This window comes from Chlamydiales bacterium, from assembly GCA_031292375.1.
Lineage (GTDB): Bacteria > Chlamydiota > Chlamydiia > Chlamydiales > VFKH01 > JARLHF01.
The window spans coordinates 1-15,160 of sequence record JARLHF010000025.1 but is presented as its reverse complement, the minus strand read 5'-3'; the positions used below and the strand labels follow the sequence as shown (position 1 = coordinate 15,160).

The 15,160-nt window shown below is 35.9% G+C and carries 16 protein-coding genes; 6 read left to right on the top strand and 10 right to left on the bottom strand.

Annotated elements, in window-relative coordinates:
- Positions 1 to 234 precede the first annotated feature (234 nt).
- The 3 genes from P4L16_04175 to P4L16_04165 form a co-directional block, all read right to left on the bottom strand.
- Positions 235 to 876: an exopolysaccharide biosynthesis protein gene (locus P4L16_04175; GenBank protein MDR3624320.1), complete on the bottom strand. Its 642-nt coding sequence runs from the start codon at positions 874 to 876 to the stop codon at positions 235 to 237.
- 60 nt (positions 877 to 936) lie between these two features.
- Positions 937 to 2,223 (bottom strand): hypothetical protein, encoded by a 1,287-nt coding sequence (locus P4L16_04170; protein MDR3624319.1) that lies wholly within the window; start codon positions 2,221 to 2,223, stop codon positions 937 to 939.
- A 106-nt stretch (positions 2,224 to 2,329) separates the two neighbouring features.
- Positions 2,330 to 3,532, bottom strand: a complete 1,203-nt coding sequence (locus P4L16_04165) for an MFS transporter (GenBank protein ID MDR3624318.1) — start codon at positions 3,530 to 3,532, stop codon at positions 2,330 to 2,332.
- Positions 3,533 to 3,593: 61 nt separating this feature from the next.
- On the opposite strand from P4L16_04165, the gene P4L16_04160 reads away from it, so the two are divergent.
- Positions 3,594 to 4,076, top strand: a complete 483-nt coding sequence (locus tag P4L16_04160) for a nucleoside deaminase (GenBank protein ID MDR3624317.1) — start codon at positions 3,594 to 3,596, stop codon at positions 4,074 to 4,076.
- 9 nt (positions 4,077 to 4,085) lie between these two features.
- On the opposite strand, the gene P4L16_04155 is transcribed toward P4L16_04160, so the two are convergent.
- Positions 4,086 to 4,964: a LysR family transcriptional regulator gene (locus P4L16_04155; protein ID MDR3624316.1), complete on the bottom strand. Its 879-nt coding sequence runs from the start codon at positions 4,962 to 4,964 to the stop codon at positions 4,086 to 4,088.
- Between the two features lie 118 nt (positions 4,965 to 5,082).
- Between P4L16_04155 and P4L16_04150 the strand changes: the two genes are divergently transcribed.
- Positions 5,083 to 5,727 carry an HIT family protein gene (locus P4L16_04150; GenBank protein ID MDR3624315.1) on the top strand — a complete coding sequence of 215 codons (645 nt, stop codon included), beginning with the start codon at positions 5,083 to 5,085 and terminating at the stop codon, positions 5,725 to 5,727.
- On the top strand, positions 5,724 to 6,143 hold the full coding sequence (locus P4L16_04145; protein ID MDR3624314.1) for an NUDIX domain-containing protein: 420 nt from the start codon (positions 5,724 to 5,726) through the stop codon (positions 6,141 to 6,143). Before P4L16_04150 ends, P4L16_04145 begins: the two co-directional genes overlap by 4 nt.
- A 21-nt stretch (positions 6,144 to 6,164) precedes the next feature.
- Here the strand turns inward: P4L16_04145 and P4L16_04140 are convergent, their stop codons facing one another.
- The 5 genes from P4L16_04140 to P4L16_04120 all read right to left on the bottom strand — a co-directional run bounded on the left by P4L16_04140 (position 6,165) and on the right by P4L16_04120 (position 9,479).
- A complete protein-coding gene (locus P4L16_04140) occupies positions 6,165 to 6,458 on the bottom strand; it encodes a hypothetical protein (protein MDR3624313.1) in 294 nt (97 codons plus the stop codon).
- A gap of 89 nt (positions 6,459 to 6,547) precedes the next feature.
- Positions 6,548 to 7,159: a GNAT family N-acetyltransferase gene (locus tag P4L16_04135; protein ID MDR3624312.1), complete on the bottom strand. Its 612-nt coding sequence runs from the start codon at positions 7,157 to 7,159 to the stop codon at positions 6,548 to 6,550.
- Between the two features lie 80 nt (positions 7,160 to 7,239).
- On the bottom strand, positions 7,240 to 8,076 hold the full coding sequence (locus P4L16_04130) for an NUDIX hydrolase (GenBank protein ID MDR3624311.1): 837 nt from the start codon (positions 8,074 to 8,076) through the stop codon (positions 7,240 to 7,242).
- Positions 8,073 to 8,753, bottom strand: a complete 681-nt coding sequence (locus tag P4L16_04125) for an HAD family phosphatase (GenBank protein MDR3624310.1) — start codon at positions 8,751 to 8,753, stop codon at positions 8,073 to 8,075. The genes P4L16_04130 and P4L16_04125 overlap by 4 nt, the downstream gene beginning before the upstream one ends.
- 312 nt (positions 8,754 to 9,065) lie before the next feature.
- Positions 9,066 to 9,479: a class I SAM-dependent methyltransferase gene (locus P4L16_04120; protein ID MDR3624309.1), complete on the bottom strand. Its 414-nt coding sequence runs from the start codon at positions 9,477 to 9,479 to the stop codon at positions 9,066 to 9,068.
- 74 nt (positions 9,480 to 9,553) lie between these two features.
- On the opposite strand from P4L16_04120, the gene P4L16_04115 reads away from it, so the two are divergent.
- The 3 genes from P4L16_04115 to P4L16_04105 all read left to right on the top strand — a co-directional run bounded on the left by P4L16_04115 (position 9,554) and on the right by P4L16_04105 (position 13,250).
- Positions 9,554 to 10,393, top strand: coding sequence for an AAA family ATPase (locus tag P4L16_04115; GenBank protein MDR3624308.1), 840 nt, complete (start codon positions 9,554 to 9,556; stop codon positions 10,391 to 10,393).
- A complete protein-coding gene (locus P4L16_04110) occupies positions 10,390 to 11,265 on the top strand; it encodes a hypothetical protein (GenBank protein MDR3624307.1) in 876 nt (291 codons plus the stop codon). Before P4L16_04115 ends, P4L16_04110 begins: the two co-directional genes overlap by 4 nt.
- 107 nt (positions 11,266 to 11,372) lie before the next feature.
- Positions 11,373 to 13,250, top strand: a complete 1,878-nt coding sequence (locus P4L16_04105; GenBank protein MDR3624306.1) for an autotransporter domain-containing protein — start codon at positions 11,373 to 11,375, stop codon at positions 13,248 to 13,250.
- A gap of 23 nt (positions 13,251 to 13,273) precedes the next feature.
- On the opposite strand, the gene P4L16_04100 is transcribed toward P4L16_04105, so the two are convergent.
- A complete protein-coding gene (locus tag P4L16_04100) occupies positions 13,274 to 14,785 on the bottom strand; it encodes a hypothetical protein (protein ID MDR3624305.1) in 1,512 nt (503 codons plus the stop codon).
- Between the last annotated feature and the right edge of the window lie 375 nt (positions 14,786 to 15,160).

The following is a 15,160-nucleotide window of genomic DNA, read 5'->3' as shown; positions in this document are numbered from 1 at the left end:
ACCACTTTATTTGGATATCCTAAACGGTGTAGAACGCATCATAAATGATAAATTATAAGTCTCCGTGTCTCCGCGTCTCCGTGTTTTAACTATTCAAGTTATTGATTAGCAGATAGTTGAAAATCGAGCTGGCGTTATTTAGAATTAGCTATAAGAGAAAAAATCCCTCTTTTTACTCTGGATAAAAAGCTCATTAAAGCTGCTAAAAAGTTGCAAGTCCCTTTGAGCTGATTTTTAAATGAAGCTTAGAAGGGTTGAAAGGGTTGTAAAAAGTATTCCAAATAAGGTTATGCTAAAGATCGCTCCTGCGTAACCCATTATAATCAAAACACCATCCTTTTCTAGTTGGCCTAGACTAATTAGTACAATAGGAAATGCCGCTAAAATATTAGTGAGAGGTATGGGTATAGGTAATGCTAAGAGAATTGCCAGTACTAAAACGATTAATCCATTTAAGCTTATAAACAGCTTGTTTTCGCTCAAACTTAAAATTCTTGGGCGCATAAATCGTTCTAATAGACTGAAAAGCCATATCGCTTTTTTTCCAATCCTTTCAAAAGATTGGAAAGATAGCGATTTTGATTTTAGCCAAGAGGGAAGTCCTAGCTCTTTTCCAAGAGCGATCCAAAGCCCTAAAAAAGCAAGTACTAGCCCAAAAGGCGTAGAGAGGCCTGGTATGCTTATGGGAAAGGAAAAGGCAAGGCTTATAAAAAAAATCAGGGAAGTATAACCTCTTTTACCTAGTTGTTGTAGGAGATACTCAAGTGAAATTTGAGAATGTTCCTTACTTACATCTATGATCAACTGAAGATGTTTTGATAGGGGTTGATGTGTACTTTCTAATTCCAAAAGAGCTTCTCGTTTAATGACTTTCATTCTAACAGAGTTTTGGGTTTACACACAAACAAGTTCAAGAATTAGTTTTTGACAATGCCTTTAAAAGATATAGGGTAAAATCTTGTAGGGTACTTTTTGACAATGTATCTGCCAATCTTTCCCATATTTTTTTTTGCATCGTATATCATCTCTAAAAGCTCTTTCAATGAGAAGTATCGCCAAAAAAATCACATAGATATAAGGCAGAATATTGCTAAAAAGCGCAGGAAGGCTCCAAAAAAATGCGGCTGCAATTTCTGGCACATAGTGAAAGTGACGTGCGATCTTCCACCATCCAGAGGCTAAGAGCAAGCTTGTTTTTTTTTCGCCCTTAGATGTTGTGTAAGAAGCTATAGTGACCTCTGGTTTCTTATTCCAGATGGTGCACTGGCCATTTTCTTTTCGAATTTTTTGCCTTTGGCGATCTGCTGAAAAATTAATGAAAATAGCTGCGGCCCCAGCTATAAAAATAAGTGTTGATAAAACCAATCCAAGATGGTTGGGATGATTGACCAAGTAGAGTGTAGGTGATGTATAAAAACCAGGAACCCAAACTAAACAGCCCCAGCAAATATAAAACCCTGCTCTATCGTGCATGATATCTAAAGATCTTAAATATCCAGGCTCCCAGATAAAAAACTTCGTAATGTAGATAAACTGTAAGCATACAGCAATTATCATGGAGTCTGAAATTCCATAAAGCTGTTCCTGTTTTGCTGCAAAAGAGAGGAGAATAAGCGGCCAGCTCATCATACCAAAGCGGCAATTTGTAAACATTTTTATATCCCATCCAAAAACGCGCGGATATAGCTCTGTTCCCCAATAGTAATCAAAAATGAATGTTTTAGTTATTCCAGAATCTGTTGTTGAGGGAAAAAAGCGCCCTTTAAAATATAAAAAAAGACAAAAAAGTAGGCTAAAAACATTTAAAGCCCCTAAAATTTCTCCAAAATGGTCATATACAATAGTAGGAGAGAACAATTCTAAAGGGTAGGCTCCTAAATAAAAAAGAAGAAGAGTAATAAGAAAGCAAGCAACACCATTTGATTTGTAGATAGGCTCATTTCCAGAAGGCGTAATGGGACCTGTCCACATTTTTCCAGGCACAAGCTTCATTAAAATAAGCTGTGTAATGGCAAAGGATGAAATAATCGCCCAGGCTGTTGGAGAGCCCCAAAAAACAGGTCCTAAAATAGTGGAAGCAGATGCAATGAATCCATTTTCAGTAATGAAATTCCAAAAAGTAATGAAAGAGCCTTCAAAAGCTGTATTGGTATACCAAAAAACAAATACTAGGGGAGGGCAGATTAAAATTAAAAGAAGGGGGCCAATTATTTTTCGAATCATCAACTATCCAAAATTCTTATGTACAAAAAATAAAGTTATATATTTTTTGTTTTTAACGATAGGAAAAATATACTCGTCAATGGAATCCGAATTTTAATAAAAAGATTTAAACAGAAGATGAGTCAAAGGTCTCTTTAACAAAATAAGTAAGCAAAATCGATATCAGTAAGCAAAAAGGTAACACCCACAGATAGGTTAAGAAGGTTGGAGATGCTTTTGTAATGAAAAACTGAGGCAAAAATAACAAGAGAGAGTTAAAAAGAAATACAAAAGTATTGATAACTCCTAAGGCCACTGCACGTATGCTATTAGTGGCAAGTTCGCTTGCACATGTGTAGTATAGCATAGAACCCGATAGCAAAAATCCAGTAAAGAACGCAACGATCCTGATAATAATATAAGTGTCTATATCAAAATGAGGCAAATAAATTCCTAGTAGCAAAAACATTGTCCCTAGAACCAGGGTAACATGAATAATTAATTTTCTAGATTTAAATCTATTTGAGAGCCAGCCAAGTAGGGGAGTGCCAACTCCAATACCTGTAAAAATAAGACCACTCATAATTAATGCATCTGTGGTTTTTACAGAATAAAACTTTTCCACATCCATATACCAAAAACTTGCATAAGCAGAAAGTACGCCAAAAGATGTTGCTGCACTAAGAGCACATAACCAAATTTGTTTATTTTTAAGTACTAAAGACAAGCTTTTCTTGAGTGAAAGGGGCTTATTGAGTTCTGTTGTGGGAGGGCTTGAAATGAATATAAGCGAAAAACATAACAGGATAAATCCACAAATTGCCAATTCTTGGTAGATAGCTTGCCAAGTGAGTGTTTGTAGTGCCAAAACCAAATAATAATGAATGATTGCAGCTAATATACAAGAAAAAGATTGTGTTAATCCAAATAAAATAGGAAACATTTTCGCAGAAAACCATTGAGATGTAAGTTTAGCTGCAGCTAAAAATGCAAAAGAAGCACCTATCCCTTGGATGAAGTTAGATAAAGAAAAAAGAAATAGGTTAGTTGAAAAAGAAAGTGTTAAATTACCAAGAGCCAATAAAAAAAGCCCACTGCCTACAACAAAGCGAATATTATATCGATCAAGTAGATAACCTGCAGGAATTTGCATACAAGCAAAGCCTGCAATAAATGAGCCTACAGCGTAAGCTACACCTATATCTGATGCATGAAGAAACGATTTAATTGTATCGGAAAAAACAGCGCCTGCAGTGTTGAGAAAAAACGCATACACAACAAACAGTGTTGCGATAAACCAAATGAATGTTCCTTGTAGTATTTTTTTCATGAATATCCTATAATGTAATTTTTAGATAGAAGCAATAAATATATCAGGGAGTTTAATTATAATGTCTCATCCTAATCCAAAATTTATGAAGCGTGCAATTGAATTGAGCGCTCAAGCAGGACTCGTAGAAAAAAGTGGCGGCGTCTTTGGCGCTGTTATTGTAAAAGGTGATAAAATTATCGCTGAGGGCTATAACAGGGTAATCAAAGAAGCTGATGCTACCTGTCATGCTGAAATTGATGTCATTCGCAAAGCTGGAAAAGCTCTTGGCAGCCCTCATCTTGATGGCTGTATTTTATACACAAGCGCTTATTGTTGCCCTATGTGCCTGTGTGGGGCTTATTGGGCTCAAATCAAGGAAATCTATTATGGAGCTACAGTTGAAGACTCTAAAAAGTATGGGGATTTTCTAGATGTTGATTATTACAAAGAAATGTGCTTACCTGATAAAGATAAACGAGTCAAAATAAGAGAATTTATGAGGGAAGAAGCCGTTGAAGTTTGGAAAAAATTCTCTCAAATGCCCGATAGAGCACATTATTAACTTTGTGCACTATTTATCTTGTATATTTAAAACTCGCATTTTCAAACAATTGATTAATAGTTTAGCATTTTTAGAAAGCTCTTCTCCCTTTGGGCTAGCTGCAACAATGCGATAAGGGATGGGGTCATGTTTTATATGACTAAGTCGTAAAAGGTCTTTGCGATAAGGAACTTCTACTAAATAGTCAGGGACTAGTCCCACTCCCACGTTTGAAAGTACAAGATTGACAATAACTTCCCAACTGCCAACATCCATGTGTGTGAAAAGTTCTTTTCCATAATTTTTTTCGAAAGTTTTTTTCAGTGCATTTGCCTCAACGCTATGTTCAGAAAGAATACATTGAGTGATCGGTGTTTTTGCAGGTCTTTTAATAGATTCATAGACGTGGAAAAAACCGCTATGAATTAATTCACAGTCATAGGCTAACAGATCCTGTCCATCTGTCATCAAACCGAATTCCACCCTTCCTTCTTTTAGTGCATTCTTAACAATTTCTGGTCTTCCTGTAATGAACTTGGCAGATATACTTGGAGCATGTTTTTGAAATTCAGCTAAGGCATTAGGAAGAAAGGACACAGCAATGCTATAAAAGCATGCAAACTCCACTTTGCCTTTATAGACACTGTTTCCATCAGCAAACGTATTGTTAACGTCGTCAATATAGTAAAACAGCTGCTTACTGGAGGCAAAAAGAGCTTTACCCTCTGGTGTTAATTTGATGAGGTTTCTTTTATGAGTAAGTAGCTTACGTTGAAAATGCTGCTCTAACTTCATAATGCCCTGACTTACAGCGGATTGTGTAACGTGATTTTCTCTTGCTGAGGCAGTGATGCTTTCCAACCTAATAGCATCATAAAAGTACTTAAGGTGGACTAAATTAAAGGTCATGGTGAATAGCCATTAAATTTTCTTATCGATTTAATTAAATCTATTAATTTTATTTATTTCAAGAGGTTTGATACTATTTAGGAAGAATCACAATAAACAACCGTTAAAGATTTTAAATATGCTAGAAAATTACTCAGAACAATCTATAAAAGACAATTGTCCACATTGCGACAGAACGTGTTGGGCTTTTGATTATATATTAAAAGAATCAAGCTATTTCACCATACTCTGTGATGCCAATCCTTTAATTGAAGCTCATTTATTGATTATTCCAAAAAGGCACGTTAGCTGCATTGCAGAATATACTCCTGAAGAATTTGTTGAATTTAAGAAGTTGTATTCATTAATCAGCGAATGGATTTGTAAAGAGTACGGATCTATTGCAACTTTTGAGCATGGTAAAATTGGACAAACAGTTTTTCATTCACATGTTCATCTAATGCCTTTTTTAGGGCAAGCAGAAGAAATTGTTCCTGAAGGAATGAAAAAATTAAATTCATTACAATCTTTAGATAATCTTTTCAATGTCTTTCAAGAAGAAGGTCAATATCTCTTTTTTTCTTTAGGTTCTAAAATGTGGACAGTAGATACTTCTATAGGGCGTCCTCGCTTCTTTCGTGATCGTTTTGCAAAAGCCCTTAGGCGAGTAGAAAGAGGTAATTGGAAAGAAATGCGTAAAAATCCTCAGTTATTGGCAACTAGAGATATAGAAAACAAACGCTGTCAAGACAAGTTTAACTTATCTTTAAAGGATGGTATATGAAAGAAGATTGCTTTCATTTGGGTATAAAAGGTCTTATGTTCAATGACAATGGCAAAGTTTTGCTTTTGAAAAGAGCTAAAGAAGGCTACTGGGATCTTCCTGGAGGACGTTTGCAAAGAAAAGAATCTCAAAAAGATGCCCTAAAACGTGAGATAGAAGAAGAGATTGGTTTTTGCAATATTGACAGCGTTGCCCACTTTATCACCCTTTTAACAAATATTCGTATTGCAATGCCTAATAGTGATCTTGGCTTAATCCTATCGATCTATAGCTGTAGTGTTCCATCTTCTTTTACACCTCTTCTAAGTAGTGAACATGTTGATTTTGCTTGGTTCACTGCATCTGAGGCCGCAAACCTATTGCACAATTACCCAGCTGAATTCGCTCACAAGCTTACATCCCTAGAGATTATGTGAATATATACCGATTTGATGCCTCTATAATTTGCAGTTGATGTGATTTACTTGAAGTTTGTTTTGCATATACTTATACCAATCATCAAGTGGAGTTGTGTCTTTTAAATATTGCATCATTTCTATAAATTCGTTAGTAGTAAATGAAAGATCGAGAGGTGAGCTTAGCATATACATAGCCTGATGATGAGCATTAGTATCTCGCACAGTAACTACGCTTCGCGCTATTACAATTTTTGCAATTTCTGTGGGAAGGGTGTCCTTTGTAACTTCTTTCATACCCTGTACAAAAGAGATTGCTTGATCGCATGAATACATATATCTGCTTTGTTGAATTTCAAAGCAGACACAACATAGTGAATATTGAACGGGCATTATCATAAATAAAGTTCACTTAAACTAATGCATTACAGTGCGCTAGATACTACTTGAAGGTCTTTTCCAGAGGATTCCATTGCAAAAGAATTTGACTCAAACCCAAACTTTTTGTAAAACTCTAACACGCTTGCGTTATCTTCCCATCCAGATAAATTTACAGAGGTATATTCTTCAGTTCTAATGTATTCAACCAAGTGATTCATTACCAAGGTGCCAATTTTTTGGCGTTGATGCTTAGGATCTACATGAATATCAAAGATTGAGCCCATTCTGCCATTTCCTACAAAACAGCCATACGCTATCAATTCTTCATTCTTTTTAACACAAACTATGTGGTCTGATTTACACAGAACCTTGTTCCATATTTTATCAGTACGCTCAGCCCAATCTACACTTTTTCTTAACTTATTGAGTTCTTGAAAAGTTACTTTTTCTTTAAATTCTAAAAAAGTTAATGTTTCAGTCGATTGTCCATTTTCAGTGAGATTAAGGATGCAAATATTTCGAATGGAGGGTTCTGAGTCACTTTTAAGCCATTTTATAAGATACGTTCCCAGCATTCCCAAGGAGAGTCCTATAACAAAAGGAATTGCATTTTTCTTAGAAAACTCTATAATGCTTGACATAGAACTTGTTGACATAACTCACCATCAAATTTAAAAGGCAATAGAGCGTAACTAGAAATACAAATAATTACAATTAACAATATTTTTTGAACTAATCAAGATTCAAGAAATCCTTTCTTTTCAGCTAGGAGCAAAGCATAGGCAAAAAAAGGATCTCTGACATAGGCAGTTATTTTTTGCTTATTTACAATAAGCTCTGTTTTACCCGCACAAAAAATATCGATGACGTGGTCTTTTGAAAGAAGAAGATTTGAAGCTATGATCTCTTCATCATCACGCGTGGTTTCTTCTACCTCGCCAATTTTTGCAAAAAATGCCTTAAGATAGTTGGTAAAAACACCGCTATCGACGGCAATGGTTCCTAAGGGAAGAATTTTGGTGACCTTATATCCTGTTTCTTCCTTGACTTCTCTTCTTGCAGCAGCTTCTGATGTCTCACCTTTGTTTCTTCCTCCTCTTGGCAATTCAATTTCCCAGCTTCTTGTGGCATGTCTGTAAATCAAGTTAACTAATATTTCATTGTTTGGAGTAACTGCAAGCACTACAACACCTGCTGGCCCATCTAGACCTTTTTTAGAAAGAAATCGATTATACGTTGTGTGTTCTCCAGAAGGCAAAATGAGGGCATCTCTAATCCAGAGCCAAAACCTATCTTCTGCTACAATACCAACAGGTTGATTAAACTGCTTTTGAATGGCTCTCATTACTTGCAAATCATCAATAAGTTCCATTTCATTCTTTTTCCAATCGCCTTTTGGTCCAAAGGCCTCTGGATATTGCTCATAGAGCTCTAAATATCTTGTGATGCTTTGTTCATTTGCTAGAAGGTTGCCTGAGAAGCTTTTAGTAAGAATAATGATAGCAAAACAAAAAATGGTTAGAATACAAAAACTTTTACTCGATGGATTAGTTTTAAAAATCATTCTGCTCATAAAATGCCAAGTTCTTTAAGTGTGTTTTTTAACTGCTTTGGATTGAGATAAAGAATACCTTTAATTCCACAATCTTGGGCGCCAAGAACATTTTCAGCTCGGTCATCGATAAACAAACACTCTTCTGGTTTTAAGTGATAAAGAGAGAGAAGAGTCTGATAAATTAGAGGGCTTGGCTTAGAGGATTTGATTTGAAATGAAGCTACTTTTCCATCAAATTTCTTGAAGAGATCATAAATTTCATTTAATTCGTAAAAAATCTCTTGTGGTGTATTAGAGAGGCTATATATTTTATATCCCTTGCTTTTAAGATCATCCAAAATCCTTTCCATTTCTGCAACAGGGCGTAAAAGTTGAGGAAGTTGGTTTATAAAAAGAATAAGCTGGTCTCTATCATAGTGAAGGGATAAGTGGTTAAGTAAATCTTCGCGTGAAATTTTTCCTGCATCATAATCTGTCCAATAGGATGAATTAAAAATATGAACTAACTCATCTGGAACGCTGTCACTATTTTCAAAAACTTGAGATAGAAACTTTTGAGGAGCCCATTCAAGCAAGACGCCTCCTAAATCAAAAACAATGTTTTTGTAGTTTTCATGAACGCTAGGGGATTGAGCAGTTAGTGCACTGATACAAAGAGACATAAAAATTTGAGAAAAGCTCTTAATTAGATTCATACGCGCTTATTTGAGTTTAGGAAGAGATAATAAAACAGATGGTTTAAGTGAACAGAACTTATTGCTGCAAAAGTAGTTATCCGTGATTTAGTAATTTCTTAAATAACTAGATACTATCTATGAATTTGGAAATTTCGTCGACAACAAATATTTGCGCCCTACATACTTAAGTTTTACTTGAAAGATATATCTTAAAGGATACGATAAGGGACTACAGTCTAGAGATATTGATAAGGCAAAGGAGTATTTAAAGGAATAATGGACTTCGCAAAAATGATTGAAAATTTATCCAGAATCCCCTCTAACCTTGAGTCATTTAAATTCAAAACCCAGGTTATCGGATAGGGCTTGTGCAATATTAGGGAAAAAAAATAAGGCAAATGCGCAAAATACAATATCAAATGATTGGTTTGGAAACAAAAGATGTTCTGCATCCATTTGGTATAGCTCAATCCAGGGAAATATAACGTTTTTTGTAGCCTCTCTGATCATTTTGGAACTTAAGTCAATTCCTACGGCTCTTCCCTTTGGGCCCACTATCTTTGCAGCAGGGAATAACACAGCTCCCTTACCTGTAGCAACATCTAATATATTGTTATTTACAGAAGGTTTTACAAGTTCTACTAAACGCTCTCCAAAGTAATCAAAAAAAGAGCATCCCTTCTCTCCATAACCAGAAGAGGCACGATCAAAAACATTTTTAATCCAGGCTTTGTACTCTGTCATTTTTAATTCATTTGAGTATATAATCGGGGCTCTTTTAACCCTCTAGAGAAGTTATAGCATATTGGAAAATTAAAATGAAAAAATATAGATGTTATATTGTTGCATTAGTCTTGCTACTCCTTTTTGTAATCCCTTGTAGTGGATGGGTGCAAGACTCTGTTAAAGAAGAGCTTAAATTGATTCTTGATGGGATTCAAGATCTAGTCGAAAGGAGAAATGTAAATGAAAGTACCCCTCTCATTATTGCCATTGGGGGGTGCCCAGGTGTTGGGAAAAGTACAATTTCACAAATTTTACAAACAGAATTATCCCATCTAGGCATAGTTTCTGTTATCCTCAGTTTGGATCATTATGGACTTGGTCAAAATGAAAGAAAACAGTTTGCAAGTGAATTAGATCCTCGAAGAATTCAATGGAATAAACTTCATAATACTCTGAAAGATATTTGCAAGGGTAATACGGAAATTATTAAACCAACCATTAATCAGCTTACCAAAGAAATGAGTCAAGAAACTCTTCAGCTTGCCAATGTTAGTTGTATTCTCTTTGAAGGCGCTTATACTCTGGGTGACTTTGCTCCGATGAATTTTTTACAATATGCTGATCTCTCAATATACTTAGAATCATCTTTAGAAAATATTTATAATTGGAAATGGCAACGAGAATTAAAAAAACCTATACCACGCCATTCAGAGGCTTTTTTTTGTCATATGATGGAAATTTTAAAAGACTTTGCTTTCCATGTTTATCCAACAAGAAAAAATGCAGACCATATTATTCATATAGATTTTTTTCATCGCTATTCAATTACAAACAATGACGCTATAAAGAATACTCCTCTACCAAACTTTACTACATTACGCTTAGAAACGCTTTCTTATCACACACAAACAAAAGAAGGATCATCAAAATGACTTTCCTTAGGAATAATATTTTTAAATGGTATGTTATTAATTTTAATATTTGCTTATATGCATTACTTGTTATATTGCTCAATATCAATGTTTCGGCAACAGAAACTTGCTGCAAAGAGAAAATTTTAATATATGCGCATGAGGCTGATGAAGAGTTAGAGCAAAATAAAAACTCTTCTTTAGCCGTGGTCTTATTTGAATTTACAGCAAAAAAAGGTACTCTTGTACGCCTTGAAGGGGATGCAGCTCCGTATGCATTGACTCCTGGAGATGTAGTCTTTCCAGCCTGTTCAGGGGGAAAAAATCGCTCTCAAACACTTTGGAATCTACTCCGTCCATATAATGACAAAATCACTTTGATGCCACCACATGCCACGCGCTATGGTTTTGATCCCTATAATGCTCGTTCAAATTGGCATCGGACATCTTTTGCTCAAAAAAAGGATGAGTTTGTTTTGTGGGTAGGTATAGAAAAATGTCAAAAATTTGGCTGGAATATCTTTGAGAGCTGGCTGTCAAAACCAGAGGGTACTCCTGATGAACTTGCTATAATGCTTGAGTATTATAACAAGCACTATTATAACCCGAACCTTTCTCCTGGAACAAAAAGAATTTATATTGTTTTTGCAAAAAATGCTCACGTTCATCTCTATAGGCTTAATCAAACAAATAAATCTTTAGAAGACGTTGTGGTCCTGTTTTTTCCTCTAAAAGATTTGATTGCACATCCCTTGCCATCATGGAATACTTATCCACGTAGTGTTAAATCGTATAGAGAACTTGCTAACATTTTGAAATGCTATTTAGATTTTAGTAAGTTATGTACAAAGCATATGGAGTGTTGTTTTCTCCATAACGGCCTTGTTCTCTAATTGCGCGCAAGAAACTCTTTTTTATTGAAACGATATGCAAGGAAAACTTTGGAAGTAAATTTTACAATATATTATTCTCCACATTTTAATGAATGACGAGGAATAAAGTGAGCACAATAAACAAAATCATACTCGCTTCGATCTTTTTTTCAGCATCTTCTCTTTATGCTAATGGCTTTGTGATTGAAAGTGGTCAAACTGTTAACAATCAAACTATGAGTGATGTAGGAGATGTGGGCATTGTAGAGGTAGGAGGAACCATACATGCCGGAGGAAGTATGGACGGAGTTGACATGAATGCTGCAGATCAATCCCTTTACAACTACGGCACAATCATTCCAGGAACTTTTGCTACATCTGTAGTCTCTATAGCTGATAATGTTCTAATTTTAAATGAAGGTACAATCTCCGCTGGAGAGTTCTCAAATTGTATTGATTGTAGTGGAGCTCATGCTGTAATCACAAATACAGGACTGATTTCAACGAGCGGCGCTAATGGTGTCATTATCAGTACTACAGGGGGAATAAATACCATGATAACAAATCATGGTATTATTTCGGTAGGAGTTGATGGAACAGGAATTTCTACTTTTGCTTCCAATTCTATCATCACAAATACAGGAACTATCTCAGGGGGTACAGGAGCAGTAGGTATTTATGATGATACTAATGCGGCAAATGCACAAATTACAAATAATGGCACTATTTCCTTAAGTGGTAATAATACAACTGGTATTTTCAGCCTAGGCTCATCAGCAACTATAACAAACACGGGAAAACTCTATGTTGCTGGGTCTAACACTACTGCTCTTTCCTGCGGCGGCGCAGGTGCATCTGTAACCAACTCCGGACAAATTGTAGGGCTTACAGCCCTGAGTCTTACAGGAACTACTCCCTCTCTTAGTTTATTGAAAACTTCCAATATTCAAGGTTCTGTTTCTGTACCAAATGATGTTCTTGCCCTCAGTGTTCAAACAGGTTTGAACTTGGCTTTAACTCTTGATAGTGATAGCAGAGGCTTTGGCCTCTTAAATATTGAAGCTCCTTACGTCGTACGATCTGATCCTGTGATTGCTGTTATTGACCCAACGGGCTTGGCTATGCAGTCGGATGTCACAGCAGATCTCTCTGACTCTGTTTTAAATGGTCTGCATCTACATCGTACTCGTTTTTGTGATTGTGGTTTATGGACAGAGGGCATTGGTAGCTACAGAACGCGCAATGCACAGCCCGATACCCTCTCCTATACAGACTTTGTAGCGGGACTCTTAATTGGGTATGACACTTTTATAGCCAACCAAGCTGTTTCTGTTTTTGGCGGATGTAGTTACGCCGAAGCAAATATTAAAGCCTCCCCCCAACAAGCTAATATTACTTTGGGCTGCGCTGGGTTAAGCTATGATAGTTGTATCTGTGGTACATCATTAAGCTTAGCTGTCATGGGTGGTTATTTATATTGGAAGAATACACGCGTCGTCATGAATAACTTAGCTTCAGGTGGAATGGATAAAGGCAGAGCTTATATCAATGGAGGACTTATTTCCGCAGATATCTCCTTAGGCCATGGTTTTCCTTCACTATTTTGTCATCCCTACCTTATTTTTGACGTACGTTACGCTGAACTCTTTTTAGGTAACTACGCTGAAACGGGGTCTCTTGCAGACTTAACGGTTTTTGATAGAAATGTAGGACTAATTACAACTCGTCTAGAGATTGCTTTTTGGCGTACACAATGTTTAGGCTTTTTGGAGCCCTTTATTGGTATATTTGGTCGATACCAAGTAGCTGGAAGAGGAGTTAAGGCAGAGCTCTTGGATATAGAATTCCGCTTCAATCAAGCAGGCCCTCTTAATCTTGTTGCGGGTCTGATTGGTTTGCGAGGTTCAAAGATTATAGGCCGCTGGAATAGCTTTTTCAATATCGAAGCAAGCTTTGATAATGCAAAAAGTACTCGTATTTTGGCAGAATTGGGTGTAAAGTTTTAGCAAGCCATCTAAAACTCACACTATCAAGAATGGTGTTGTATGCTTGCTATGTACTCATGTACTTTTTTCAAGTCATTGAAAGACTTACTCTGATGGTACAATCCTACAAGATCAAAAAATGTCTTTAGGCGAGAGTCTACGCTACCTTGTTGCATTTGTCTGAGTATAGCTAAATTACGCTCCACATTGTCTCTTTCAGGTGCATGGATCTTTATAAGATAATCATCTTTGATCCTTTGAAAATACGTGTTTCTAATGTCACTTCGTTTCCTTAAGCTATTAATACTTTGATGTAGAGTGTTGTCTGTAGGTCCCCATTGTATATTTTCGCCTTTTGTTTTTATATGACCTTGTTCGTCTATTGTAATCTGGTCATGGAATAACAAGATGGCTATGACTAATAGAATTTCATTAGAAGACCACTTGTCGTTAACTGATGGGGAGTTTGGCTGATATTTTGGGACATAGGAGCATAGTTGATTTAAGTCATCAACAGAGTTACTTGAAAGATACTGTTTTATAAGATTGAAAGGAGCTTTTAGGTGAAAATTTATACTCTTATTTTCCATCTCTTCGGGCTCTTCGAATGTTTTTAAATTAAATATTTCACCATAATCAAGAGGAAAAGCTTCTGATAAAGATTTGTCTAACAAATGTGAAAGAAAAAAGTCCCTAATATTCTCAACTATTGGGCTTTCGGCGAAGAACTGCATATCTTTTTTTATCTGATTCCAATATATTTTCTTATGCGATTCTAGCTTTATATAAGTATCTTGATTTATTTTAACACCCCCACGGGAGAGTATAGAGGCTAGTAGAAATACTTTTTTTTCCGTACTCCAATAACAGGCTCTGAATGATTGTGTTACTTGAATAACATTTGTTCTTTTTAAATGAGGCTCGTCATGAGTTAAATGAGGCTTGTTATGAGTATCTTCTGTATCAGAATAGAAGCGGTAACGGTTAGGCTCAGGATAACTCTGAATAGCATTTTGAATTGTAAAACTTTGAGTTTGTTGTTGAGGTATCTCTAAATTATTTGGTACATAGCTGCCATCAAAAGATCGCTGAAAAGATAGAATAGGAGGGATGGAAGAAAAAAATAAAGGAGGAGGAGCAATCCCGTCGCTAGAGCAAAAAACATTCTGAGCTACGGCAGTTAAGTTTTCTTGCGCACCATTTGAATTAGAAACAGAATAGAAGTGGTGATGGTTAGGCTCAGGGTAACTCTGGATAGCATTTTGAATTGTAGAAGTTTGAGTTTGTTGTTGAGGTATCTCTAAGTTATTCGGTACATAGCTGCCATCAAAAGGTGGCTGAGAAGATAGAATAGAGGGGATAGAAGGTGGTAGAGAAAAAGAAAGGCAAAGCGAAGGGGAAGGAGGAGGGGAAGGAGGAGGAGTAATGCAGTCGCTAAAGCGAAAAATACTCTGAGCTATGGCAGTTAAGTTTTCTTGCGCATCATTTGAATTAGAAACAGTGGGCATAGAGCATGTTACTCTGGGGTCATTTAAAGAAGGAATTCTATTTGCCATAAAGCACCTTTAATATTAAAACATAGCAATATTTAATTATAATAAAAGATTTTAGTCAACAATAAATTATTAAGATTGCAATAATCTAAACTTTAAAAACTCCAGAGGCTAAGACTTTTTCTCTTAGTTGACCAAGTATTTAACGCCAGCTCGATTTTCAACTATCTGCTAACCAATAACTTGAATAGTTAAAACACGGAGACGCGGAGACACGGAGACACGGAGACTTATAATTGGTCCAATTCACCCACATAGGTTACAGTTTGATTCACCAACATAGGTAACAGTTTTGTCTTTATGAGAGATAAAAATTCTAATCTTAAAGACATAAACTGATTCACCAACATAGGTAACACTCCTAAAATAAAGGTCATT